Annotated in this window: 25 protein-coding genes; 19 read left to right on the top strand and 6 right to left on the bottom strand. The window is 46.7% G+C overall.

Features of this window, described 5'->3' with window-relative positions; all coding sequences use genetic code 11:
- Positions 1–346: 346 nt before the first annotated feature.
- A complete protein-coding gene (locus tag QUA00_RS11395; protein WP_333053288.1) occupies positions 347–835 on the bottom strand; it encodes a GNAT family N-acetyltransferase in 489 nt (162 codons plus the stop codon).
- Between the two features lie 626 nt (positions 836–1461).
- Positions 1462–2445: a porphobilinogen synthase gene (hemB, locus tag QUA00_RS11390; protein ID WP_333107810.1), complete on the bottom strand. Its 984-nt coding sequence runs from the start codon at positions 2443–2445 to the stop codon at positions 1462–1464.
- Between the two features lie 374 nt (positions 2446–2819).
- On the opposite strand from hemB, the gene QUA00_RS11385 reads away from it, so the two are divergent.
- The 3 genes from QUA00_RS11385 to QUA00_RS11375 all read left to right on the top strand — a co-directional run bounded on the left by QUA00_RS11385 (position 2820) and on the right by QUA00_RS11375 (position 4969).
- Positions 2820–3812 carry a DUF1517 domain-containing protein gene (locus tag QUA00_RS11385; protein ID WP_333409662.1) on the top strand — a complete coding sequence of 331 codons (993 nt, stop codon included), beginning with the start codon at positions 2820–2822 and terminating at the stop codon, positions 3810–3812.
- 328 nt (positions 3813–4140) lie between these two features.
- A complete protein-coding gene (locus tag QUA00_RS11380) occupies positions 4141–4695 on the top strand; it encodes a cyclic nucleotide-binding domain-containing protein (RefSeq protein WP_333409661.1) in 555 nt (184 codons plus the stop codon).
- A gap of 109 nt (positions 4696–4804) precedes the next feature.
- On the top strand, positions 4805–4969 hold the full coding sequence (locus tag QUA00_RS11375) for a hypothetical protein (RefSeq protein ID WP_333409660.1): 165 nt from the start codon (positions 4805–4807) through the stop codon (positions 4967–4969).
- An 80-nt stretch (positions 4970–5049) separates the two neighbouring features.
- On the opposite strand, the gene QUA00_RS11370 is transcribed toward QUA00_RS11375, so the two are convergent.
- On the bottom strand, positions 5050–5496 hold the full coding sequence (locus tag QUA00_RS11370) for a hypothetical protein (protein ID WP_333145148.1): 447 nt from the start codon (positions 5494–5496) through the stop codon (positions 5050–5052).
- Between the two features lie 325 nt (positions 5497–5821).
- Positions 5822–6592: a hypothetical protein gene (locus QUA00_RS11365; protein ID WP_333409659.1), complete on the bottom strand. Its 771-nt coding sequence runs from the start codon at positions 6590–6592 to the stop codon at positions 5822–5824.
- A gap of 1170 nt (positions 6593–7762) precedes the next feature.
- Here QUA00_RS11365 and QUA00_RS11360 point away from each other — a divergent pair.
- The 15 genes from QUA00_RS11360 to QUA00_RS11290 all read left to right on the top strand — a co-directional run bounded on the left by QUA00_RS11360 (position 7763) and on the right by QUA00_RS11290 (position 23252).
- Entirely contained in the window at positions 7763–8461 is a 699-nt protein-coding gene (locus QUA00_RS11360; protein WP_333145150.1) for a class I SAM-dependent methyltransferase, read from the top strand.
- A 194-nt stretch (positions 8462–8655) separates the two neighbouring features.
- The gene (locus QUA00_RS11355; RefSeq protein ID WP_333145151.1) at positions 8656–9282 is read left to right on the top strand and encodes a 7-carboxy-7-deazaguanine synthase QueE; all 627 of its coding nucleotides are present in this window, start codon (positions 8656–8658) and stop codon (positions 9280–9282) included.
- A gap of 299 nt (positions 9283–9581) precedes the next feature.
- Positions 9582–10025 carry a retroviral-like aspartic protease family protein gene (locus tag QUA00_RS11350; RefSeq protein ID WP_333409677.1) on the top strand — a complete coding sequence of 148 codons (444 nt, stop codon included), beginning with the start codon at positions 9582–9584 and terminating at the stop codon, positions 10023–10025.
- Between the two features lie 73 nt (positions 10026–10098).
- Entirely contained in the window at positions 10099–13062 is a 2964-nt protein-coding gene (gene uvrA / locus QUA00_RS11345; RefSeq protein WP_333409657.1) for an excinuclease ABC subunit UvrA, read from the top strand.
- Between the two features lie 196 nt (positions 13063–13258).
- Entirely contained in the window at positions 13259–16060 is a 2802-nt protein-coding gene (locus QUA00_RS11340) for a DNA methyltransferase (RefSeq protein ID WP_333409656.1), read from the top strand.
- Positions 16061–16167: 107 nt separating this feature from the next.
- Positions 16168–16398, top strand: a complete 231-nt coding sequence (locus QUA00_RS11335) for an addiction module protein (RefSeq protein ID WP_333053276.1) — start codon at positions 16168–16170, stop codon at positions 16396–16398.
- On the top strand, positions 16395–16679 hold the full coding sequence (locus tag QUA00_RS11330; RefSeq protein WP_333262874.1) for a type II toxin-antitoxin system RelE/ParE family toxin: 285 nt from the start codon (positions 16395–16397) through the stop codon (positions 16677–16679). Before QUA00_RS11335 ends, QUA00_RS11330 begins: the two co-directional genes overlap by 4 nt.
- A 105-nt stretch (positions 16680–16784) precedes the next feature.
- Positions 16785–17804: a DNA-binding protein gene (locus QUA00_RS11325; RefSeq protein ID WP_333409655.1), complete on the top strand. Its 1020-nt coding sequence runs from the start codon at positions 16785–16787 to the stop codon at positions 17802–17804.
- Between the two features lie 3 nt (positions 17805–17807).
- Positions 17808–18263: a type II toxin-antitoxin system death-on-curing family toxin gene (locus tag QUA00_RS11320; RefSeq protein ID WP_333409654.1), complete on the top strand. Its 456-nt coding sequence runs from the start codon at positions 17808–17810 to the stop codon at positions 18261–18263.
- Positions 18264–18379: 116 nt separating this feature from the next.
- Positions 18380–20500, top strand: coding sequence for a DEAD/DEAH box helicase (locus QUA00_RS11315; protein ID WP_333409653.1), 2121 nt, complete (start codon positions 18380–18382; stop codon positions 20498–20500).
- A complete protein-coding gene (locus tag QUA00_RS11310; protein ID WP_333107681.1) occupies positions 20493–21683 on the top strand; it encodes a GIY-YIG nuclease family protein in 1191 nt (396 codons plus the stop codon). The genes QUA00_RS11315 and QUA00_RS11310 overlap by 8 nt, the downstream gene beginning before the upstream one ends.
- Positions 21684–21726: 43 nt before the next feature.
- Positions 21727–22143, top strand: coding sequence for a XisH family protein (locus QUA00_RS11305; protein ID WP_333409651.1), 417 nt, complete (start codon positions 21727–21729; stop codon positions 22141–22143).
- On the top strand, positions 22131–22451 hold the full coding sequence (locus QUA00_RS11300) for an element excision factor XisI family protein (protein WP_333409650.1): 321 nt from the start codon (positions 22131–22133) through the stop codon (positions 22449–22451). Before QUA00_RS11305 ends, QUA00_RS11300 begins: the two co-directional genes overlap by 13 nt.
- A gap of 115 nt (positions 22452–22566) precedes the next feature.
- Positions 22567–22860 carry a type II toxin-antitoxin system HigB family toxin gene (locus QUA00_RS11295; RefSeq protein ID WP_333145158.1) on the top strand — a complete coding sequence of 98 codons (294 nt, stop codon included), beginning with the start codon at positions 22567–22569 and terminating at the stop codon, positions 22858–22860.
- A 14-nt stretch (positions 22861–22874) separates the two neighbouring features.
- Complete coding sequence (locus QUA00_RS11290; protein ID WP_333409649.1) at positions 22875–23252, top strand: transcriptional regulator; 378 nt, start codon at positions 22875–22877, stop codon at positions 23250–23252.
- Between the two features lie 91 nt (positions 23253–23343).
- On the opposite strand, the gene QUA00_RS11285 is transcribed toward QUA00_RS11290, so the two are convergent.
- Positions 23344–23838, bottom strand: coding sequence for a GAF domain-containing protein (locus QUA00_RS11285; RefSeq protein ID WP_333409648.1), 495 nt, complete (start codon positions 23836–23838; stop codon positions 23344–23346).
- A 378-nt stretch (positions 23839–24216) separates the two neighbouring features.
- On the opposite strand from QUA00_RS11285, the gene QUA00_RS11280 reads away from it, so the two are divergent.
- Complete coding sequence (locus tag QUA00_RS11280; RefSeq protein WP_333409647.1) at positions 24217–25089, top strand: alpha/beta hydrolase; 873 nt, start codon at positions 24217–24219, stop codon at positions 25087–25089.
- A 95-nt stretch (positions 25090–25184) separates the two neighbouring features.
- On the opposite strand, the gene QUA00_RS11275 is transcribed toward QUA00_RS11280, so the two are convergent.
- Positions 25185–25337, bottom strand: a complete 153-nt coding sequence (locus QUA00_RS11275) for a hypothetical protein (RefSeq protein ID WP_333409646.1) — start codon at positions 25335–25337, stop codon at positions 25185–25187.
- Positions 25338–25504: the final 167 nt, after the last annotated feature.

The raw sequence follows: 25504 nt of genomic DNA, 5'->3' as shown, positions 1-25504 counted from the left end.
TTGTGGAACAGGCACCATTGTAAGCAACAGGCAAGATGCCTGTTCCACAAGAGATGAATTTTATTGTGGAACAGGCACCATTGTAAGCAACAGGCAAGATGCCTGTTCCACAAGAGATGAATTTTATTGTGGAACAGGCATCTTGCCTGTTCCTAAAAGGCTAATTGAGAATGGTGCAACATATGAAATGTAACGCAGGTGGGAAAGAGGGCAAAGGATTTAACAGATGTAACGGAGGCGGGAAGAGGTTCGAGGGAAGATGAAAGAAGGAAATTATTTATAGGGAGTAAGGTGCGCTGCGACGCACCCTACATATTATAGATTTTGGTGCAATTTTTGTGCGGATTTAACAATTAGCAGTTAGCAATTCGCCGTTGCTAATTTCTAATTCGAGATTCTCTTCTAGAAGCTGATTTTCAAGTACCATTGTGGTGCTAGCGTTTTGCTGAAAACCGATGCGCTCGTAGAAGCTTTGTTTGTAAGTTGTCATCAGGTAAACTCGCTCTACTCGGCACATCCGAGGGTGACTCAAGACGGTTTGCACTAATTTGCGGCCGAGTCCTGCACCTTGGTAATCCGGGTGAATGGCGACATCCCAGATGGTAGCTCGATAGATGCCATCTGAGGTGGCTCTGGCAAAGCCGATCGCCCGTGAGCCGTCCCAAACTGTAACAACTGGTTCGCTGTTGGCGATCGCAATTTCCCAATCTTCTATCTTGCGTTCCCTCGCCCAAAAGGCGGCGGCTTTAAATAGTTCTTGGATCTGTACGATGTCGGCGCGATCGCGACCTATACAAAATTGAATGTGACTGGAATCCCTAGTCGTTGATGTCATGCTCAATCTGCCTTGAATTTGTATCTCAACAGTGTTACTTTTACTGTTTTACACGAGTGAAAGTTGATTTTGCTTGGGAACTATCAATGGTTGAATTCCCCATTTACAAAACTATTTTTATTCATACATATTTTCTAACTAATTTCGGTGCTCCTTAATACTTTTTGGGGTAAATTTTGAAAAAAAGTCTTTGACTCAAAATTCCCAACTTATAACTCATACCATTTGATATTTGAGATTAGAGATTTTAGATGGGGAATGACTGATTTTTTAGGGGTGGGAGTTTGTCTACAGAGAAACCGGGTTTTTTCATAGCAATACTTCGTTACAACTGAAATGTTGCACCATTGTCAATAAGCTTTTTACGAACAGGCAAGATGCCTATTCCACAAAGAGTGAATTTTCTTGTGGAACAGGCATCTTGCCTGTTCCTGAGAATGGTGCAATATCTCAGTTACAGCCCACTGAAACGGTAAAAACCCGGTTTCGAGGCGTCGTTTATCGGTAAGTGTAAGCTATAGCTAGTGTCTTGCCTAATTGCTCAAAAATCATCTATCGAGAGAGGTGTTGACTCCACAAGAACACCCGAAGATTGTGGTGTGGAGTCTAATCTCAAATCAAGTGAATCAGTTTTGCAGCCAGCGGGCGGCGTCTTTGGCGTGATAAGTCAAAATCAAATCACAACCAGCACGCTTGAATCCTGTCAAAGTTTCCATCACTACTCTTTCTTCGTCTATCCAACCGTTGAGGGCGGCGGCTTTCACCATCGCATATTCGCCAGAAACGTTGTAAGCAGCAACTGGCAGGTTAGTTGCTTCCTTCACGCGCCAGATGATGTCCATGTAAGCTAAAGCGGGTTTAACCATGAGCATATCTGCGCCTTCGGCAATGTCGAGAGCAATTTCTTTCAGAGCTTCGCGGCCGTTTCCGGGGTCCATTTGATAGGTGCGTCGATCGCCAAATTGCGGAGCAGACTCTGCTGCATCTCGGAATGGGCCATAATAAGCTGAGGCGTATTTTGCCGCGTAAGACATGATGGGAATATCTTCAAATCCAGCGGAGTCCAATCCTTCGCGAATTGCTCCGACAAAACCGTCCATCATTCCCGAAGGTGCGATAATATCTGCACCGGCTTTAGCTTGAGCAACGGCGGTTTTCTTCAGCAATTCTAGTGTGGGATCGTTCAAGACGCGGCCGCTTAAATCTCCGACTTCCAAATAGCCGCAGTGACCGTGACTGGTATATTCGCACAGACAAGTATCGACCATGACGATTAAATCTGGTACAGCTTTTTTAACTGCTTCCGTCGCTTGTTGAACGATGCCACAATCGTGCCAAGCACCTGTCGCGTCTGTATCTTTATCTGCGGGAATGCCGAATAAAATAATAGCGGGAATGCCGAGGTCGTAGACTTCTTTTGCTTCTTCTACTATTTTGTCTACCGATAGCTGGTAAACTCCGGGCATCGATGTGACTTCTTTGGCAAAAGCTTCCCCCGGTACGGCAAATAGGGGGTAAATTAAATCGCTGGTGGTCAAGATATTTTCGCGTACCATCCGGCGGAGTTGGGGATGGTTGCGGAGGCGGCGGGGGCGGTGAGTTGGAAACATAATGTTTTTTTTACGGTAGATAAAGCCCTGTTTTTGAGGACTCGCGGCGTTTCTTTAAAAGTCTAGAGCTTATTGTTGGCCGATCGCCCTGGACTTAAGTAAACTTCTGTAAAACCCGCGATGTCGATTAGACCTAGAAGTGAAAATCAAGTCTTGAACAGGCAAGATGCCTGTTCCACAATAATTATTCCAGAGGTCTATTGTTCTCCGCATCGGAATGCAAGTCCTTTCTAGCTTTTCTCGTTTGCAGACTCAGGCATAACTGTGGTGGGATCGGTTGGTACGGATATCTCGCTGGCTTCACACCTATAACCAGGCTGCCCAGAAGCGAGGATAGACTGTAAATTATAAATGTATCGAATAGTAACGGTCTTATGTACAAGCAACTAATTTCAAAGATCAAACCGCTTTTGAAATCACTATTTGCGATCGGTCTGGTACTGACGCTAGCCCTCGGTAACGCTGATGGAGCTCTGGCTGCCCGCAGCGGCGGACGCATCGGCGGCGGATCTTTTAGTGCTCCGGCGCGCAGTTACTCGTCTCCTAGTCGCACTTACGCGCCGTCGGGAGGAGGCTACTACCCCGGCGGCTATGGTGGCGGCTTTGGCGGCGGCTTCGGTTTCCCGTTCTTACTGCCGTTTTTTGGCTTTGGGGGCGGGTTTGGTGGCCTATTCTCGATTTTGATTTTTATTTCGATCGCTAATTTCCTTGTCCAAAGCTTCCGTCGCGCCGGGGGCGGAACTGACGAACTGGGCAACAGTGCCCCTACTACCACTGTATCTGTCGCCCGCTTGCAAGTTGGTTTGCTAGCAGAGGCCCGTGGTTTGCAAGCCGAACTCGACGCCCTAGCGCGAAAAGCGGATACCGATACAGCAGCCGGTCGCGCTCAAGTGCTGCAAGAATCTACTCTGGCGCTGCTGCGGCATCCTGAATACTGGGTTTACGCGGGCGCTGAATCTGTGCAAACTCGCTTGGAAGCAGCCGAAGCTAAGTTTAATCAACTTTCTTTGGCAGAACGCAGTAAATTTACTGAAGAAACGCTCTCGAATTATAACAATCAGCTCCGGCAAGCAGGGAGCAGCAATATCCTGCCAGGTTTGCAGGAAAATGGGGCGCTGGTGGCTTCTGATGTGAATTCAGATCCTGGGGAATTTATTGTGGTGACGGTGATTGTGGGTACTCAAGGTAAATTGCAATTGCCAGCAGTGAAAAACTCTGAAGATTTGCGCCAAGCTTTGCGCCAGATTGGGGGAGTATCGAGCGAGCAGTTGCTGGCGGTTGAGGTGCTGTGGACTCCTCAAGCGAACGGGGACACTCTGACTGCTGACGATATGTTGGCCGGCTATCCTGATTTGCGATCGATTTAGTGAGCAAGACTGGGCGCGGAGCATTGTCTACCGCGCCCCATCCGGCACCAAAGCTGGGCGGGTGAACCCAATTGCTTTTGAGACGCGAATTTCGCGGGATGTTGGGGAGGTCGATCGAGTTAAAGAAGATTGTTTAACAAATGCTAGTATTTAGAGATTATGATTCAGTGTGATTCATTTGCTATGGGCAAAGCCTGCTCGATAGGGGTTTTGCGAAGAAGTTAGGCAGGATAAAAAAACTGTATTCAGCGAGGACTGCTTCGGAAGAAGTTGCGATCGCGCCCATCTAAATTTTATATAAAGAAGAAGCGATCGAGAGCTAAAACTTATGGCCGACAGCAGCAGAAAAAAAGCACTTTTTATTTTGAGCCAGTTAAATAATGACGATATCAACTGGATCGTTCAAAAAGGCAAAAAGGAAGTTCTAGATCCGGGTGGGATTTTGATCCAGGAAGGGAGACAGATAGATGCGCTATACATTGTTTTGAAGGGGAGTTTGAGCGTTTTAATCGAGGCTGAGCGGACTAGAGAGCTCGCTAAAATAGCCAGCGGAGAACTGGTGGGAGAAGTCTCTTTCATTGACGCTCGCCCTCCTTTAGCAACGGTAAAGGCGATCGAAGAAACTCACTTGCTGGCAATTCCTAGGCGGCAGTTAGTAATCAAACTTCAAAACGATATGGGCTTTGCTTCCCGGTTTTATTATGGCATTTCACTGTGTCTGGCAGATAGGATGCGCGGTACGATCCGACATATAGAATATGGTCGCAATATTGAATTAGATCAACCAGAATTTGAACGCGAGGATATCAATCCTAACGTTCTGGAAAATTTGGCGCTAGCTGAGGCTAAGTTTAATTGGCTGAGGGAAAATGTTAAAGCTTGAGTAATTTTAAGGCGTTTTTGAGCTGGGTGTGAAAACTTGCCGATTGATACGGTAATTGAGAGATGTAGGATGTAACTCACATTTTGCACCATTCTCAAGAACAGGCAAGATGCCTGTTCCACAAAAAATGAGTTTTCTTGTGGGATGGGCATCCTGCCCGCCCAAAAAAGGATTATTGATATTGGTGCAATATCTCAAATGTAACCTCTCAACTCAAAAAACAGATGTGCAAAACAAAATAGGGGCGGGTTTTACCGGAAATATCGATCGATAATTGCCGGAACTATAAAAACCCGCCCCTGTGCTTTGCAGTTGCAACCTCGCGCGCTGAAACGCAACTACCAACCACACAATCTAGATAATGCCCGGCCCTTTGCCGCGGGTATCTGCATCCATTGTCAGTTTTCCTTCTTCGCCTTTTTTATCTTTGATTTCTGCGAGAATTCGAGCGCGTTCTGCAGCTTCGGCTTCTTCTTTTGCTCTCAAATCGCCCGGTTCGTTGATGTACATTTCCGGTTCGACCGCGTAATTGTTAACCAGGCCTTCTCGGTCTACTGTATAACCATCTGTGGTGTGAATGCTTTCGTCATCGGTTTGGTCATCAGTTTTTGCACTTTTCTGCTTCGCTTCGGTGGTTGTGTGCATGAAGTTAGCGCCTTCGCGGTCTTGCCGCGCTGCTGTCTCCGCAGGAGTAATGCCCCTGTCGTAGTGGGGGGCTTCCATATTGGCTTCGATTTGTTCGTCGGCCGGTGTTGATTTGCTAACTTCTTCTTTGGGGGGTATTGGTTGGCGATTAGTCATGATTTATTCCTGAGTTATCTTTTCAAAAAGGTCTTTGGCTTATGTTTAAATATTAATCCCAAGCTAGCTCATTCACAAACTATCTTTGGTTATAGTTTGCGAAAAATTGCGGTTAGGGAAAATACCTTTATTGAGTCTTCCTCAAGAGTGAGAAAATTCTGTTTTTATTAAAATTTTCACTATTTGCGACTATTTGGCATCTATCTAAAGATTGGGAATTGGGAATTGGGCATCGGGCATCGGGCATTGGTAACTAATGACAACAGACAACTGTCAACAGTCAACTGTCAACAGACAACTGTCAACAGTCAACTATCAACTGACTTTACGATTCTTTAAAGAAGCGGATGATTTCGCGGACGTGGTTGAGAAATTGTCCGTCATCGGTGAGTTGGGCGATCGCACTTTCTGCATCTCTTCTCAGTTTAGTGTGTTCTGCCTGATTTGTTACTTGCAAAGATTGTAGAGATGCGGATAAAGTAGTTAATTCTCTTCTGATAGCTTCCCGTTCCCGATTTTGGACAGCCACCCGCGAAGTCGGATTGTCTGAACTTAATTGATTGCTTAAATCTTTAACTGTAGATTCTAATACTGCAAAGCGGCTGCGGAGTTCGACAATATCTTCACGGGGGTACAAAAATTGGCGGCGGATAGTTGTCAGCCGTTGGGCTAAATACTGATAACCTCGGATAGCTGGACGCAGTACAGTTAACAGCAGTGCAGCAGCGGAACTGAGATAGCCAATAGCACTAATTCCGGCGGCGGCTAGGGCGTAAAGTGCGATCGCGCTAAACAGGTGAAGTGCGATCGCCGCCAAGAGCGATCGGCTAACTAATACAGTAACGTATTTGACTTGTTCCTGATCGACAGCAATGTTTTTTTTAGTCGATTCTGCGGCTTGTGCTAAAACTTCTTTAGCTTCAAAATGGATATTCCAGGGAACTGTAACTATTAACAACAGCCATTCAAAAATAGCAATGGCAATTATCCAATCAATAAAACTGCCGGCGGAGACGTGCAGCCATTGCAGAATGGCAAAAACTAGCAGCAAAAATATGCCTGTGGCGGCACCAAAACCTGCGAAAGTGTAATACATAGCGATCGCCTTGGTAGAATGTTGTTTTGATTGTGGGTAGGTGGTTTAGGTCTGGAGTAATAAACTGTGACAGTTAAGTGAGCGTCCTATTAATCCCGGTTCATTAGTTATGAGTAAAAGTGCAGGCCAAGGGTTGCGATAAACCTGTTTTTTCCCACAAATACTTGCTCTACCTCAATCGTGCAAGGTAGTTGAGATTTGGGGTAGGTTGTTTAGGTATGGATTCATAAGGTGTGACAGTTAAGAAATCGTCCTATTGAACCCAGTTTATTAGTGATTAGTAATACTCCGGGAGACAAGGGTTTCCAGACGCCTGGTTTGTTCCAGGAACATACACGGGCTTGAACCCATCCATAATAGTTAAAGGAAACGGTTTTTTGGTTTGGGATCGATTAAAAGGGCGGGTTTTTGAGATTGTCAATTATTGGCAGATATTGTTCGTGAACCCGCCCCTACCGTATTAGGGATAATCGATCGGACATGATATAAGCCCTCAAGAATTACTCATTGACGATTAAGTAGAGGGGCACAAAAAAAATGACACTGTAACAAAATGTAAACGAATCACAACCTTTGGGATTGCTTCATTTCACTGGCAATGACATACTTATGTTTTTCGCAGTTCATCTAGTTAGGAGCGCGAATTAAATAACTTACAATTTTAGTTGTTATTGTGGGATGGGCGTCCCGCCCGTCCTTTTTGGACGGGCGGGACGCCTATCCCACTTTCAAGAGTGGAAGTTATTTAATTCTCATTCCTTAGTAATCAGGATGAAGTCACATTCTCCCCAACTCATACCATTTGAGATTTGAGATTTGAGATGGGGAATGGCTGATTATGTATGGGTTTGCAGATTGTCTACAGTTGCATTCATTTTTTGAACTGGTATCACTAACGGCGTTACACGGTGCTAGAAAACCAGGAATCTCAAAACACTCCCTCTATCCATTTTTATTTTCCAGATATGCTAAATCACCTGTAGCTGAGATAAACTGATTTGGAAGTAGAGTGTGCGTTTTGCAAGTGGCCTCTGTGTAACCGACACACTGCTACTGCAACCTGCCATCAGCCACAGCAAAATAGATGCCAAAATTAACTCTACATTCTGCGATTTCCATTAACAGGGCGTCTACAATCTCAAATCAAAAGTCAGCAGCAAGGACAAACCGATGACGAACTCAACTCTTGGCCTAGAACATAAACTTTACGATTATCTGTTATCTATTTCTCTGCGGGAACCCGATATTCTCGCTTCACTACGGGAAGAAACTGCTAAGCATCCTATGGGTATGATGCAGATTGCTCCCGAACAAGGTCAGTTTATGGAGCTCATGGTGCAGCTTATGGGAGCGACCAAAACCTTAGAAATTGGCGTTTTTACTGGTTATAGCTCGCTTTGCGTAGCTTTAGCGCTGCCTCCTAACGGTCAAATTATTGCCTGCGATGTCAGCGAGGAATATACTACGATCGCACGACGCTATTGGGAAGCAGCAGGCGTGGCTAATAAGATTTCGTTGCAGTTGGGCCCAGCAATAAATACTCTCGACAAACTAATAGGCGAGGGACAAGCTGGAACCTTTGATTTTGCCTTCATCGACGCCGATAAAGAAAATTATGAGGCTTATTTTGAGCGATCGCTGCAACTTGTACGCAATGGCGGTTTAATTGTAATTGACAATGTTCTGTGGTCTGGACGAGTTGCTGATCCTCAAGTACAAGACGAAAGCACCCTCGCCATTCGTAGTTTCAACGACAAATTGCGTAACGATCCCAGAGTTACTCTCAGTGTTGTCCCCATTGCTGACGGACTGACTTTGGCCTTGAAACGCCGTTGGGCTACTATGATGGAACCGGAACAGCATAATTAAAGAGTTGTTTGCGGTTTGCGGTTCATTTTTAAATTGCCACAAACTGCTAATTATTCAAGAATATACAAGTCAGTTTTATATATAGACTAAGGTGTGCGGGGCGCACCCTATAAACTCAAAATTATAGAGTAAGGTGCGCTGGGCGCACTCTACAGAATGATGTATTTTTTAGTTAATCAGAGGTGTAACTTCGGGTGTCTAATTTACAGGTAAAATTACCAATTCACGAAACTTTTCAGTGTACCGTTCAAGGCGAAGGTTACTGGACGGGGACTTTAGTTGATTTTATTAGATTGGCAGGTTGCCCTGTGGGGTGTCCTTGGTGCGACACAGGCTACGCAAATGGGGGCAAAGGTTTGCCGTCTGTGCCGCAGTCGATCGCCCAATTGCTCGCTCAATTGCAGTCTCCGAGGGTGGTCATTACTGGTGGCGAACCTTTCATTCACCGCGATTTGCCTGAGTTAGTTGAAGCTTTGTTAGAAGCTGACAAGCAGGTGAGTATTGAAACTTCGGGTGCTTGCTGGCAGGATGTTTCCCCGCAGGCTTGGATTACTCTTTCTCCGAAGGAACACGTCAATCCTAAATATCCGGTGCAAGAGCTTTTTTGGACGAGAGCAAATGAAATTAAGTTAGTGGTTAGCACTGGCGAAGAAGTTGAATTTTATCACAAGCATTTGGAAAATAATGTGAATATTCCGGTGTTCTTGCAACCAGAATGGAAGTCAAAAAAATCCGCAATTCCCATTATTTTGGAACTTCTGAAACAAAATCCTAGTTACAGGCTATCTTTGCAAACTCACAAATTTATTGGGGTGCAATAATTTGATGATTTAGCTAGAGCTATTCGTCAGGTGGGCGGTGCCGAATGGGGAGTGCATCGCCCTACAATACAATAGGCTTCAGTTAAGCCCGATCCCCCCTAGCCAAGGGCGGGCACGGGGGCACCGCCCCTACGAAGGGGGGGACAAGAACTTACTCAAAGTCAACCCCTACTCCCCTTCTTAAGGGGGATTTAGGGGGATCTCCGGGGAATAAACAGTTTTAAATGAACCGTATTGCCCTAAAATATGTGGAACTATGTGCTAAAATTAAAGCAGCAATTTATGATAATTTGATCGTAATGGAAACAACTACGGAAACTCCAATGGGAAAAGTTATCACAACCCTAGTAATTACGAATCGGCTGGATGAAGGGAAAGCAGAAGATGGTCTGATTCCCATCGAGCAAGTCAGGTCTGTTACTCTAGAAAATGTTTTGGTGGATACGGGCGCGACAACTTTGTGTTTGCCTAAAGATGTCATCGCCAGACTGGGTTTGAAAATTCTCAAGCAAGTGGTTGTTGAGACTGCAACGGGTATTAGTGAGGCGAAAATTTTTCGGGATGCTTCGATTTCTCTGTGCGGGCGCGAAGGGACTTTTGAGTGTTTGGAATTGCCAGAGGGGAAAACGCCACTTTTAGGTGTGATTCCGATGGAAGCGCTGGGAATTGAAATAGATTTGAAAAATCAAAGTTTGAAGGTTTTGCCCGACGGGCCGACGGAAACTTATTTGACTATTCTTTGATATTCTTGAGTTTGGATGCCAGCTATTTGATCGGCAGCGCTAAGATGGTTAAGCACTGTTTTGCACTACTCTCATGTCCCAACGCGCCGAAACCTCAAACAGCCAGCCAAGTGCATCCCGCAACGGGCATAATGTGACGGATTCTCACTCTAACAACCAAAATACGATTCGGGTTCGCGGTGCGAGACAGCACAACCTGAAAAATATCGATCTGGAACTGCCGCGCGATCGCCTGATCGTTTTTACTGGCGTCTCCGGTTCTGGTAAGTCTTCCCTGGCTTTCGATACAATTTTTGCCGAGGGACAGCGCCGCTACGTCGAGTCTCTCAGCGCTTACGCGCGCCAGTTTTTGGGACAGTTGGACAAACCCGATGTGGACGCGATCGAAGGCTTGAGTCCGGCTATTTCGATCGACCAAAAGTCAACTTCTCACAACCCGCGATCGACTGTTGGCACTGTTACAGAAATTTACGATTATCTCAGATTGCTCTACGGCAGAGCCGGCGAACCGCACTGTCCGATTTGCGATCGCTGCATTGCGCCGCAGACAATTGATGAAATGTGCGATCGAGTCATGGCACTTCCCGACGGCACTCGCTTTCACCTTCTGGCACCAGTTGTGCGCGGAAAAAAAGGCACTCACCGCAAATTATTGTCGAGTTTAGCTGCGGAAGGATTTATTCGCGTCAAAGTTAACGGAGAAATTTTAGAACTTTCGGAAAATATCGAATTAGATAAAAATCATACGCACAATATCGAGATAGTTGTCGATCGGTTAATTAAAAAACCCGGTTTAGAAGAACGTTTAGTTGATTCTCTGGCAACTTGTTTGCGCCATTCTGAGGGAATTGCGATTATTGAAGAGTTGCCGACTGAAGAAAATTCCCAACCACAGGGGCCGATCGTATTTTCCGAAAACTTTGCTTGTCCCGAACACGGCGCAGTAATGGAAGAACTTTCCCCCCGGTTATTTTCGTTTAATTCGCCTTACGGCGCGTGCCAAAACTGCCACGGTTTGGGGAGTTTGCGGACTTTTGCGCCGGAGTTGGTAGTTCCCGACGAGAAAGCACCTCTTTATTGTGCGATCGCACCTTGGTCAGACAAAGACAATTCCTATTATCTCTCTTTGCTTTGCAGTATTGCTGATACTTGCGGGTTTGATATCGACACTCCTTGGTATCGATTAAGGCCTGAACACCAGCGGGTAATTTTGTACGGCAATGAGTCCAAGGGTACTTCAGAAAGTAAGAAGCGAGACGGCAACACCACCGATTTGAGGAGAGATTTTAAGGGCGTGATTTCCATGTTGCAGCGCCAGTACGACGATACTGGTTCTGATTTGATCAAGCAAAAGCTGGAACAGTATCGAGTCGATCGCTCTTGCGAGGTTTGTCACGGCAAACGCTTGAAACCCGAGGCGCTTTCGGTGCGGTTGGGACAGTACGGAATTGTAGATTTAACCAGTATTTCGATTCGCGAATGCCGCGAACGAGTAAATAATTTGGGATTGAGCGATCGGCAATTCCAAATATCCGATTTAGCCCTGAGAGAAATCAAAGCAAGGCTGCAATTTTTGCTCGATGTCGGGTTAGATTACCTAACTTTAGACCGCGCAGCAATGACGCTTTCTGGCGGAGAAGCCCAGCGAATTCGGCTAGCAACTCAAATCGGTTCTGGTTTGACTGGTGTTCTCTACGTTTTGGACGAACCCAGCATCGGACTGCATCAAAGAGACAACTTTCGCCTGCTGCAAACCTTAACAAAATTGCGCGATTTAGGCAATACTTTGATTGTCGTAGAACACGATGAAGAAACCATGCGAGCGGCCGACCACATTGTCGATATCGGGCCCGGCGCTGGGGTGCACGGCGGCAAAATTATCTCGCAAGGAAGTTTAGAAAATTTGCTGGCCGCCGAGGAATCTTTGACTGGTGCTTATTTGTCGGGAAAGCGAGTAATTGAAACCCCTAATGAAAGGAGAAAAGGCAACGGCAAAGCTCTCTCAATCATAAAGGCGACGCGCAACAATTTAAAAAATATCGATGTGGAAATTCCCCTCGGAAAGCTCGTCTGCGTGACAGGCGTTTCCGGTTCGGGAAAATCAACTTTAATCAATGAATTGCTGTACCCGTCACTGCAACATTATATCACAAAAAAAGTGCCTTTACCACCCGATATGGACGCCCTAAAAACTAAAGGGGAACGCTCTCTAGAGGATGTGGTTGATAAGGTAATTGTAATTGACCAATCTCCCATCGGCCGCACTCCGCGTTCTAATCCCGCTACTTACACGGGAGTCTTTGATGTGATTCGGGATTTGTTTGCAGAAAGCATTGAAGCGAAGACAAGAGGTTACAAAGCGGGGCAGTTTTCTTTTAATGTGAAAGGGGGAAGGTGCGAAGCTTGCGGCGGCCAAGGCGTAAATGTGATTTCGATGAATTTTCTGCCGGATGTTTACGTGCAGTGTGAGGTTTGCAAGGGTGCACGGTACAACCGAGAAACGCTGCAAGTTAAGTACAAAGGCAAGTCGATTTCTGATGTTTTGAACATGACTGTAGAGGAATCTTTGGAGATGTTTAAAAATATTCCCAGGGCGGGCGTCAGACTGCAAACTTTGGTTGATGTTGGTTTAGGTTACATTCAGTTGGGACAGCCGGCGCCGACGCTTTCTGGAGGCGAAGCGCAGCGGGTGAAATTGGCAACGGAACTGTCGCGCCGCGCTACTGGGAAGACGCTTTATTTGATTGATGAACCGACGACTGGTTTGTCGTTTTATGATGTTCACCATTTGTTAAATGTGCTGCAAAGATTGGTGGATAAGGGTAATTCAATTTTGGTAATCGAACACAATTTAGATGTGATTCGGTGCTGCGATTGGGCGATCGATTTGGGGCCTGAAGGGGGAGATAAGGGCGGCGAAATTATTGTGGCGGGGACGCCGGAGGATGTGGCGGCAAATCCTCGTTCTTATACTGGGAAGTATTTGCAAGCGGTTTTGCAGCAGCATCCTTTGGGGGAGGCTGTAGCTGTTAGTTAATTCTCACTAAAGCACCTAACCTTCGAGGAAGGGAGATGCTGATGGGGAGTAAGAAAGATGTAGGCGATCGCCCTCCACCCCAAAACGCCGCGATCGCAACCCCCATAATCGAAAATCAAGGTAAAATCCAAAATTGCGTTAAGAGGTGATAATGGAACCTCTGAGCTACCGCCCCTGAGCTACCTATGGTCGAAGTATGAATGCAGTCGAAATCGAAGAAGCAGTTTCCAGGCTGGCTGAAGCGCCCTTTGACTCGGAAGAGTTCCCCTTTGCCTTCCTCGAAGCCTTTGGTAACAAGCCGACGACTCTCAAGCGGATCAAAAGCAAAAGCGGTGGCTCAAACCAATCGGATCTCGGTGGCGTGCTCCAGCGCAACAATATCCATGTGAAGGTTTGCCCGGAAGGCGAGGTGACAAACACCCTCACGGCGTTGCGGGATAGTGCGGCGACGGCTCGGTATAAGGTTAAGTTTATCCTGGCCACCGATGGCAAAAGTTTTGAGGCGGAAAACCTCGCTGATGGGGAGATAGTCGCTTGCGATTACCCCGACTTTCACAACCATTTCGGTTTTTTCCTGCCCTTGGCGGGCATTACGACAGTCAAGCAGATCCGCGAGAATGCCTTTGATATCAAGGCTACGGGGCGCCTCAACCGCCTGTATGTCGAGCTGCTGAAGGAGAACCCGGAGTGGGACAAGGCCGATCGCCGGGAAGCGTTAAATCACTTCATGGCGCGACTAATCTTCTGTTTCTTCGCGGAGGATACGAATATCTTTCACAGCAATGCCCTCTTCACTGCCACCATCGAACAAATGAGTGCCAGTGATTCGTCGAATACGCACGAGGTGCTGTCGGAGATGTTTCGGGCGATGTGTACGCCACTTAAGGATCGGGAGGCGGCGAAGATTCGCAATTGGGCAGATAGATTCCCCTATGTGAATGGAGGGCTGTTTTCGGGTGGGGTGGCGGTGCCGCGTTTTAGCAAGATTGCCCGATCGTACTTACTTCATGTTGGCAATCTGGACTGGACAAAGATTAATCCCGATATTTTCGGGTCGATGATTCAGGCGGTGGCGGATGATGAGGAGCGGGGTGCGTTGGGGATGCACTATACCAGCGTGCCGAATATCCTCAAGGTGTTGAATCCGCTGTTTTTGGATGATTTGCGGGAGCAATTGGAGGCAGCGGGGGACAACGCCCGTAAGTTGCTGAATTTGCGGCAGCGCATGGCGCGGATTCGGGTTTTCGATCCGGCTTGTGGATCGGGGAATTTCTTGGTGATTGCCTATAAGGAAATGCGGGCGATCGAGGCAGAAATTAACAGCCGTCGGGGGGAGCCAGATCGCCGCTCTGACATCCCGTTGACAAATTTTCGGGGCATTGAAATCCGGCACTTTTCCTGTGAGATTGCGCGGCTGGCGTTGATTATTGGGGAGTATCAATGTGATGTGATGTATCGAGGGCCAAAGCTGGCACTGGCGGAGTTTTTGCCGCTGAAGGATGACAACTGGATTACCTGCGGTAATGCGTTGCGGTTGGATTGGTTGAGTGTTTGCCCACCGACGGGGACAGGGGTAAAGGTGCAGCAGGAAGATTTGGATTTATTTAGCACGCCGCTGGATCAGGCGGAGATTGATTTTGAGAATGAAGGCGGAGAAACGTATATCTGTGGGAATCCGCCGTATAAAGGAACTAAAAACCAAACCCAAAGGGAAAAGGAAGATCTAAAATTCATTTTTGAGGATCACATCAGACGTTACGGAACTTTGGATTACGTAGCCGCATGGTTTTTCAAGGCTGCTCTGCTCGCTCAATATACGAAAACCAGTTTTGCTTTTGTTAGTACTAATTCAATATGTCAAGGTGGTCAAGTGCCTGTACTGTGGCCATTGATATTTAATCTTGGATTGGAAATTTTCTTTGCTCACCAATCGTTCAAGTGGCAGAATCTTGCAAGCAACAATGCTGGTGTAATTGTTATTATTGTTGGTGTTTCTCATATAAAACCGTCTTTGAAAAGACTTTTTAACACTTCAAAAGATGGCTCAAATATTGAGATAAAAACAAATAAAATCGGGCCATATTTAATTCCCGGCAATGATGTCATAGTAGAGGGAAAGTCGGCTCCAATTAGTGATTTGTCTGTCATGAACTTGGGAAATGCTCCTTATGACGGAGGACATCTTATTCTTCACTCTAGCGATGTTGATTCTTTGGGGCTATCTGAATCTCAGAAAAAGAAGTGGTTGAGACCATTATTGGGATCTGCCGAGATTATTAGTGGGGTGTCACGACAGTGTATTTGGATTGAAGATCAGGAATTAAAAGAAGCAATTGCAATAGACTCCATTCGATTAAGAGTGGAAAAAGTAAAAAAAATGCGTTTAACAAGTTCTGATATAGGAACACGAGCAATGGCCTCCAAGCCTCATCAGTTTAGAGAAATGAACTGTGGAAAATATTCAACTATTGCAATACCTCTTGTTAGTTCTGAAAATAGAGCTTTTTTAACACCTAATTTAATAGGAATATCCTGTTCTATGACTAATAAATCATATGCTATTTATGATTCTGAGGTATGGAATTTTTCTATCCTTTCTTCCACTTTGCACTTGTGCTGGATAGCTGCGGTATGCGGAAGAATGAAGACTGATTATAGCTATTCAAATAAGATGGGCTGGAACACTTTCCCCGTCCCCACCCTCACCGAGCAAAACAAAGCCGACCTCACCCGCTGCGCCGAAGACATTCTACTAGCGCGAGAACACTACTTCCCCGCTACCATTGCCGATATGTACGCCCCTGATCGCATGGATACCGAATTCCCTCTGGTTAGAGAAGCGCACGATCGCAATGACGAAATCCTGGAACGAATCTACATCGGTCGCCGCTTCAAAAACGACACCGAACGCCTGGAAAAACTGTTTGAATTGTATACAAAGATGACCAGTCAGCAGGCATCATCGAAAAAATCTGCCAAACCTAAAGGAGGTAAATGAGGAGAAGTGCGATGGCTGCGCCCCGGCTTGCGCCTACGAGCTACCAAAATGACCCGTTAAATACAAAATGTTAAAATCAGACTAGCCCCTTATAGCCAAACGAGCCAATGCTAACCCTAGACCAACTCATTTCAGAAGCCACTGCATTACCAGATGCAGCCAAAGCTATCCTCATTGACAAAATTGTGGAGAGCATGGAAAGACAAATCGATCGAGATATTTTATTAGAAGGCGTGCAGAAAGCTCAAGAACGCATTGCCGAAATTGATAGCGGCGCAGTTCAAACTATTCCCGGAGATATTGCCTTAGCCCAAATACGGCAACTTGCACAGCAATGAAATATGAATTTCACCCAGCAGCCCTGCAAGAATATGCAGAGGCTGTGCAATTTTTTGCCCAACAAGACAGACACCAGGATTTCATCGACACGATAGAAAACGCCATATTTAAAATTATTGGAGCACCAGAGCGCTGGCCGATCGTTGAAGGTCAGATTCGTCGGTATTTGACCCTCAAATTTTCCTATGCCATCTTGTATCGAGTCTATCCCGATCGAATCGTGATTGCGGCGATCGTGAGTTGTCGTCGCGATCCAAGCTACTGGAAAGAGCGCCTCTGAAAATGGACTTTAGCAATAATTCAAGTACAAACCTGTCAATAACCCATTCACCGCCCAAACAACTCCCCAAAAAAAGTCTGCCAAACGTAAAACCCAAGGAAAAAAATGATAATGGCAAAAGATTTAACTTCATCGCTACGCGATCGCCAAAATATCCTCAACAATCGCTATGCCCTAGAAAAAATAGAAGAATACTTAGGATTAGGAGGCACTTACTATGAAGAAGAACTGCTATTTACCAAACAACAACTGATTGAGATTTTCGGTATCAGCGAAAGTACAATTGAAAAGTATCTATCCAGTCACAACGATGAGCTGAAGACTAATGGCTATAGGGTGCTACGAGGTCAGAAACTTCGAGATTTCAAGGCTTTGCTGGATGTCTCCGTAACTGATTACGGTAACAAAACCCCGACATTAGGTGTGTTCACCTTTCGGGCAACCCTCAACCTAGCGATGGTGCTGGTAGAGAGCGAGCGAGCCCGTGCAATTCGATCGCGCATCTTAGATATCGTGATTGACGTAATGGCAGAAAGGGCAGGCGGACATACCAAATATATTAACCAGAGAGATAACAATTACTTACCTGCGGTGTATCAAGAATTTAGCTATCGTAAAACCTTTACCGATGCCCTTGATAATTACCTCGACATGGGCAAATTTAAGTATGGCATTTACACCAACAAAGTGTATCAGATTGTTTTCCGAGAGAAAGCCGAAGAATATAAGCAGATCCTAAGCCTGGGTAAAAACGATTGCCCCCGTGACACCATGTATGCCGAAGTTCTCATCGCCATTGCCAGTCTAGAGAATGGTTTGGCAGCAGAATTGAAAGCCGAGTCAGAAAAGGTGGGACGAAAGCTGAAACAGAAAGAGGTTGATTCGCTATTGGAATCGGCAGAGGAAAACCCCTATCTAAAACCCATTATTGAAGATGCCCGCATCAAAATGGCTAGTCGCGATCTAGGGTTTCGGGATGCTCTGCATCAAAAATTAGAAGCGTATATCCAAAGTGTTCCAGAGAGCGACTTTGAGAAATTTTTAGGAGAAGCCAGCCGTTCTTTAGAAGAGCAACTTTCCGATCCGGCTCTTTTGGCTGTATTTAAGCGATTGAAGGATCGGTAAGTTATGCCAGCAAATTTCTTTTACTTTGACATTCATTATGCGATCGAGCTGCATGATTGGATTATCGAAAAATCAGGGGGCTTTCCGGGTTCTAATAATCCGACTCTACTAGAGAGTGCATTAGAACATATTCAAAACGATCTCTATTACCCTGAGATTCACCACAAGTTAACTCACCTAGTTTTTGCTGTCAACAAGTTTCATGCTTTTATTGATGGAAATAAACGCTCTAGTATTGCATTGGGAGCTTATTTTCTCAAGCTCAATGGTTACGATTTTTTAGTGAAAAAGTTTGTACTAGAAATGGAAAATATTGCCGTCTGGATAGCAGAAGGGAAAATTTCTAAAGAGTTTCTATGCGAGCTGATTGAGTCTCTTATTTTTGAGGAAGATTTCAGTGAAGAACTTAAGTTTAAGTTGGCGCTTGCTGTCATGGGCGATATTGATTCTAATTGTTAGCTCGGCTAGAACAGACTCGTTACCTCCCTTTTTGGGCGTAAAAGTGCTTTAACGCAAATCGATGCTGGCGAGTCTCGAAGTCTAAAACGCATACATATCAACAAAAAAGTGCTTAAATGCAAACCGATTTTAGCAATTCTCAAAGAAAAACACTCCCACCCATGAGCAAACCGATCGCGATTCCCTCAGTTTCCGTCACCTACGCCCAGGATGGCACCTCCACCCGCCCTAACGCCCTCGGTATGCGCCCGATGCAAGAACGCGCCTACCAAAAGCGCGGCGAACAATACCTCCTGATCAAATCGCCCCCCGCCTCCGGCAAAAGTAGGGCATTGATGTTCATCGCCCTGGACAAACTAGAGAACCAGCACCTCAAACAAGCTATCATCGTCGTGCCAGAAAAGGCGATCGGCTCCAGCTTCCACAACGAACCTCTAAGTCAGTTTGGCTTTTGGGCCGATTGGCAAGTTGAACCGAAGTGGAATCTCTGCGACGCACCGGGAAACGACGGTGGCAAAGTGGGCGCGGTGCAGAAGTTTCTAGCCAGCGGTGCCAAGATTCTGGTCTGCACTCACGCCACATTCCGCTTTGCCGTAGACAAATTCGGTATCGAAGTCTTAGACGATCGCCTGATCGCCATAGACGAATTTCATCATGTTTCGTCCAACCCAGACAACAAGCTGGGCGATCGTGTCCGCCAACTCATGGCCCGCGACAAAACCCACATCATAGCCATGACCGGCTCCTACTTTCGTGGCGATGCCGAAGCTGTGTTGCACCCCGAAGACGAATCCCGATTCGATACCGTCACCTACACCTACTACGAACAGCTCAACGGCTACCAATACCTGAAGCAACTCGACATTGGCTACTACTTCTACGCGGGTAGCTACACCGACGAAATCGTGCAGGTGCTAAACCCCAAAGAGAAAACCATCCTACACATTCCCAACGTCAACTCCCGCGAAAGTACGAAGGACAAGATCCGCGAGGTGGAACACATCATCGAGGAACTGGGCGAATGGCAAGGCACCGATCCCAACACGGGATTTCAACTCGTCAAAACCGCCGACGGCACAATCCTCAAGATCGCCGATCTCGTAGACGACGACCCCACCAAACGGGATAAAGTCGCCACCGCCCTAAAAGACCCCACCCAGAAGAACAATCGCGATCGTGTGGACATCATCATCGCCCTCGGCATGGCGAAAGAGGGTTTTGATTGGATCTGGTGCGAGCACGCCCTGACGATCGGCTATCGCTCCAGTTTGACAGAGATTATTCAGATTATCGGTCGCGCCACCCGCGATGCACCAGGGAAAACCCGCGCTCGGTTCACCAACCTGATTGCTGAGCCGGATGCCGCCGAATCTGCAGTCACTGAGGCGGTGAACGACACGCTCAAAGCCATTGCAGCCAGCCTACTGATGGAGCAAGTGCTCGCGCCACGCTTCGAGTTCAAACCCAAGCGCCCCGACAATCAACCAACACCCGGTTTCGACTACGGAGAAGATGGGTACAATCCTGGCAAGTGCAACGTGGGCATCAATCCAGAGAGAGGCCTGATTCAAATGGAAATTAAGGGATTAGCCGAACCCAAGAGCCCGGAAGCCGAACGCATCTGCCGCGAAGACTTGACCGAACTGGTGACGGCCTTTGTCCAAGATAAGCCTGCGATCGAGCGCGGCCTGTTTGATGAAGAACTGGTGCCGGAAGAACTAACCCAAGTTCGCATGGGCAAAATCGTCAAAGAGAAGTTCCCAAATCTAGAAGCGGAAGATCGAGAAGCCGTCCGCCAACACGCGATCGCCGCCCTAACCCTTGTCCAGCAAGCTAAAAAAACCATGAACGAAAGTGGTGGGCAGTACGCCACAAATCCTGGTGGTGGGGAAGCAGCGAAAAACACCTCACTCCTCGATGGGGTGAGGAAGTTCGCCCTATCGGTAACAGATCTCGATATGGATCTGATCGATCGCATCAATCCCTTTGGGGAAGCCTACGCCATCCTAGCTAAGTCCATGAGCGAAGAACGGCTGAAGCAGGTGGCAGAAGTCATTGCGGCTAAGCGAGTAACCCTTAGCGTGGAAGAAGCGCGGGAATTAGCCAAACGGGCGCTGCGGTTCAAGCAAGAAAAAGGCAGGTTGCCCTCTCTCACAGCAGTCGATCCCTGGGAAAAACGGATGGCAGAAGGAGTTGCCTTCCTGCAACGCAAAGTGAAGGAGGAAACTAATGCCTAAGTACACCACCGATGATGATTTGGAATTGCTCGGTGAATTGGGCATGGACATGACCCCCGAACCCTCCGGCCAGCGTTCTGCCAGAGAAGAGCGGATCGTCGCAGGCTTTGAGGAGATCGAGCGGTTTGTGGAAGAATATGGCAGACTGCCCCAGCATGGGGAAGATCGGGATATCTTCGAGCGACTTTATGCCGTGCGACTCGATCGCCTGCGAGAATCGGAGGAATGTCGCGCAGTCTTAGAACCGCTAGACTCACGCGGACTGTTAGATGCTGAGACTGATACCAGCCTGATCGCAGAAAGCAATCTGACAGATGAAGCACTGCTGACCTCCCTTGGCATCGATACAGCCTCAGAGAACGATGTTACCCAGCTTACTCATGTGCGATCGCGCAGCGAAATCAAAGCAGCCGAGGAAATCGCCCAACGGACTCCCTGCCAGGACTTTGATGAATTCAAACCCATCTTTGACAAAGTGCAACGGCAATTGCAGTCGGGGGAACGGCAAACCATCAAATACCAGGACTATGCGGCCGTAAAGGAAGGTGATTTGTTCATCCTTGATGGGCAGAAGGTGATGGTGGTCGATATGGGTGAGCCGTTTGTCAGTGACTATGGTCGATCGGACTGCCGACTGAGGGTGGTTTATGACAATGCCACCGAGAGCGATTTGCTAGTGCGATCGCTCCAGCGTGCTTTAAATAAAGACAAGGCCAGCCGCCGCATCACCACCCCAGATTTCGGCCCCCTGTTTTCTCACATTGAAGCAGCAGACGACTTACCAACTGGGTACATTTACGTGCTCAGGAGCCAATCGGATCATCCCTTCATTGCTGAGAATCGGTCTGTCATTCACAAGATTGGTGTCACCGGAGGAGACGTAAAAAGCCGAATTGCCAACGCCAAGAAAGACCCCACCTATCTGCTAGCAGATGTGGAAATCGTCGCAAAATTCAAACTGGCAAATATGAACCGGAAGCGACTTGAGGCACTCCTTCAGAAGTTCTTCGCCAGCGCTCGATTGGATTTGGAATTACAGGATCGCTTCGGTATACCAGTGCAGCCAAGGGAGTGGTTCCTCGTTCCACTAGAAGTCATTGAGGAGGCGATCGAAAAAATCAAGGAAGGAACCCTCGATCAATTCCGGTACGATCGGGAAACAGCAAGTCTCACTCGATCGTAATGCTATCTAAGGGGAATACGTCCAATTAGAACCCAAACTAAAAATGGCAAAGGATCTCTTCCACAACAGGGTCAAAATCGCCCTACAAAAAGATGGCTGGAAGATTACTCACGATCCCTACCAGTTACGTTATGGTGTTGCTGATGTCTACATCGATCTTGCAGCCAAAGAAGCGATCGCCGCTGAAAAAGAAGGACGTAAAATAGCTGTAGAAGTCAAAAGTTTCGCAGGTGGCTCCACCATTTCTGAATTCCACACTGCCCTCGGTCAATTCCTCAACTATCGCGTTGCCATCGAAGTCTCTAGCGAACCCGAACGTATACTGTATCTGGCAGTGCCCACCGATACCTACCAAAGTTTTATCAGATTTGAACCCGCAAAAACTGTCATCGAACGTTATGAAATCCGACTAATTATTTACAATCCAACTCATGAGGCGATCGACCAATGGATAGACTAAACGAATACCGCAAAATTGTTTGTGATTTTCTCGAAGACTTTTCTAAAAATGACGCAAATGCTCAGTTAATCTTCGATATTGCCCGCGATAGATATCTCGTTATGCACAACGAATGGCGCGACGAATATCGCATCTATGGGTGTGCCATGCAGCTCGATATCATCGAAAATCAAATCTGGATTCAACACAACAGTACCGAAATCTACATCGAGCGAGAATTGATTCAACGCGGTGTGTTTTCTCAAGATATCATTTTTGGGTTTCGCTCCCCCAGCATCCGAAAACTCCTTGCCACCAACTATTCCTAGAGACAAAGATTCTGTGATAAAATGATGAGATAGCACGTTATTCTTTGCCCTCTGACAATGGCAGAACCGATATTTCAATTGTCTCGTGTTTCGGGAGTTCCAGTCACGAAGTTCTATGCGTATTTTGTCCCGCAGCACCTTGCGAAGCTTTTGGGAAACTCATCCAGATGCCTCAGAAGCACTAAAAACTTGGTACTACGAAGCGTCTCACGCCGATTGGCAGAGTCCAGTCGATGTTAAGTCCGCTCATGGTAATGCCAGCATCATTGCCAACAATCGTGTTGTGTTCAACATCAAAGGCAATTCCTATCGGCTGATTGTTGCCATTCGTTATGACATCGGCATTATTTTTATCCGCTTTATTGGCACTCATGCCGAGTATGACAAGGTAGATGCAGAAACAATTTAAACACAAATTGATATATGGAAATACGTCCAATTAGAACCCAAACTGACTATCAGGATGCCCTTCGAGAGGTTGAGTTGCTGTTTAATGCACCTCCTAATACACCTGACTCCGATCGCCTAGATGTGCTCAGTACCCTAGTAGAAGCTTACGAGAAGGCACACTTTCCGATCGCAATACCCGATCCCATTGCAGCCATTCAATACTACATGGACGCCCGCGGATGGTCGGGTAGCGATTTGGAACAATGTATTGGCAGTCGAGTTAAAGTTTCTGAGATATTATCTCGCAAACGATCCTTGACTCTGGAAATGATTCGGAAGCTGAATCAAGAGTTAGGAATTCCCGCTGAGATTCTCATCCAGCCCTATGAGTCGCTACAAACCTCCGCCTAACAATAGAACACCATATTTTGGTTGGTTGGTAATTTTCCATTGCACCGACAATGCACCCGAATAGTCACAAAGCAGGATTTTGGATGAAAGATTAACTATCTTGAATTGTGGGAGACATTGCCATATATTGTGCTTGTTGCTGCATAAATTCAATGTCCGATCGCGACCAAGTGCGGGGCCCGCTGCACTGATGAGCAATTAACAGCCCCCACAGTCCTTTTTTCGTTAAAATTGGCACGGCTAAATTGGCCCGAACTTTCAGGCTACGCAGAAAATCTCGGTGGCATGGGTTAATTGGTTCTACTTCAATATCTGCAATTGCTTTAACTCTGCCGGCTTCGTACAAAGCAGCGTATTCGTCGTTAAAACATTCATCTGGCCCTGTTGAACCCAAGATTGAGAGCTCGATCGCACTCAACATCTCGTAAGTCACTCGACCTTGCCACTGTCTGTAAAAATAGTACAGTACGGCGCGATCGCTCTGCAAAACTTCTCGAATATCGTAGAGGGATTTTTCAACTAATACATCGCGCTTTAGACGATCTGTCAAGCGGTTAACAATGTTTTGCAGCCGATCGCCCGACATAGTATTAACTCCTTTAATTCCTAGTACACTCGCCCGATCTTAATTCTTGAACTTGCACCTTCACAACACCTCAAATTATTGCGCTTCGGGATTTTCGCGCGATCGAAAATGAGTAATTTTTGGCTTAACAGTTGTCGGGATGCCAGCGACATTATACTATTATTTTGACAGAGATAGCAATATTTTTGGGAAACGGGCGAGCGACTTTTTTTTATGAACCGCTTTCGCGAAGAAGCACAGGCGGGACGCCTGTTCCACAAAGGAAGAGAAAAGGAAGAGTTTACAAGTGCTGGGAGAATTGCTACATATGCCTAAAGTTGGTTCCTCTTAAAGAGAGGAACTGCTAGGATATCTCGATAGCTAGAGGAAGCATCAAATATGTCTGTGCTAGAAGCTGCTTGGAAACACGAATTTATCGCTACGAACGGCATTAAACTGCACTATGTCACTCAAGGTTCTGGGCCGCTGATGCTGATGCTGCACGGATTTCCTGAATTTTGGTATTCTTGGCGGCATCAAATCCCGGAATTTGCATCAGATTATAAAGTCGTCGCTGTGGATCTCAGGGGTTACAACGACAGCGACAAACCTCGCGATCAATCTGCTTACGTTATGGCAGAGTTTGTGCAAGATGTCAAGGGCATTATTCAGGGTTTGGGATACGAAAGTTGCGTCTTAGTTGGTCACGACTGGGGAGGCGCGATCGCCTGGAATTTTGCTTATGCTTATCCCCAAATGGTGGATAAATTAATTGTGATGAATCTACCCCATCCGGCCAAGTTTGCTGAAGGGCTACGCACTCCCCAACAATTGTTGAAAAGTTGGTACATCTTTTTGTTTCAGTTGCCAGTTTTGCCGGAGTTGTTAATTCAATTGGGCGACTATCAGGCAATTTCGGCTGCTTTGGAAGGTATGGCGGTTGACAAAAGCACCTTTAGCCCCTCAGATATCGAAGCTTACAAAGATGCGGCTGCCAAACGGGGCGCTCTGACTGCTACTATCAATTATTACCGCAATATTGCTCGCGGATTTCTCGATCGCCCGAATTGGAGGGTTCTGGAAGTTCCCACGCTGATGATTTGGGGAGAAAATGATGCCGCCCTCGGCAAAGAGTTAACCTATGGAACCGCAGATTACGTGCGGGATTTTCAGATTCACTACATTCCTAATTGCAGCCACTGGGTGCAGCAGGAACAGCCGCAGTTAGTGAATCGGTACATGAGAGATTTTTTGGCAAGTAAGTTCATTTAATATCATATCCAGTTTGATCGGAATGCTACTGAGCCGGCGAGTAGGACGATCGCGATTCACTCAGAAAATTATTATTCCCATGCCAGCAGAGATATTCACCGACTGCTGATGCCCTCCGTCGTGCGCCCGCTCATTTCGCTGGGGTGAATGCGGTAAATTGCAATTACCTCCGCACGCCCCTGCGAGTCAATCCAGGCGCGATTGATGGCGGGTGAAAGTGCGGGGTTGTGTTCTTTGACCAATTGCATCGTGCGATGTCTGGCTGTTCCGTAAGGCGTTCTGCTCGCCCGTTCACATTAAATATAATCTGTGGTATAAAAACATCTCTTCTCCAAAAAGATGGAAGGTGAAATGATATAATTTTTGACATTCCCAACCTAAAAAATGGGGAGCAAGCCAATCAAATCTTCGCAGT

It is taken from the genome of Microcoleus sp. T2B6, assembly GCF_036700475.1.
Lineage (GTDB): Bacteria > Cyanobacteriota > Cyanobacteriia > Cyanobacteriales > Microcoleaceae > Microcoleus.
The sequence above is the reverse complement of the archived record's forward strand: the minus strand, read 5'-3'. Positions and strand labels throughout refer to the sequence as shown.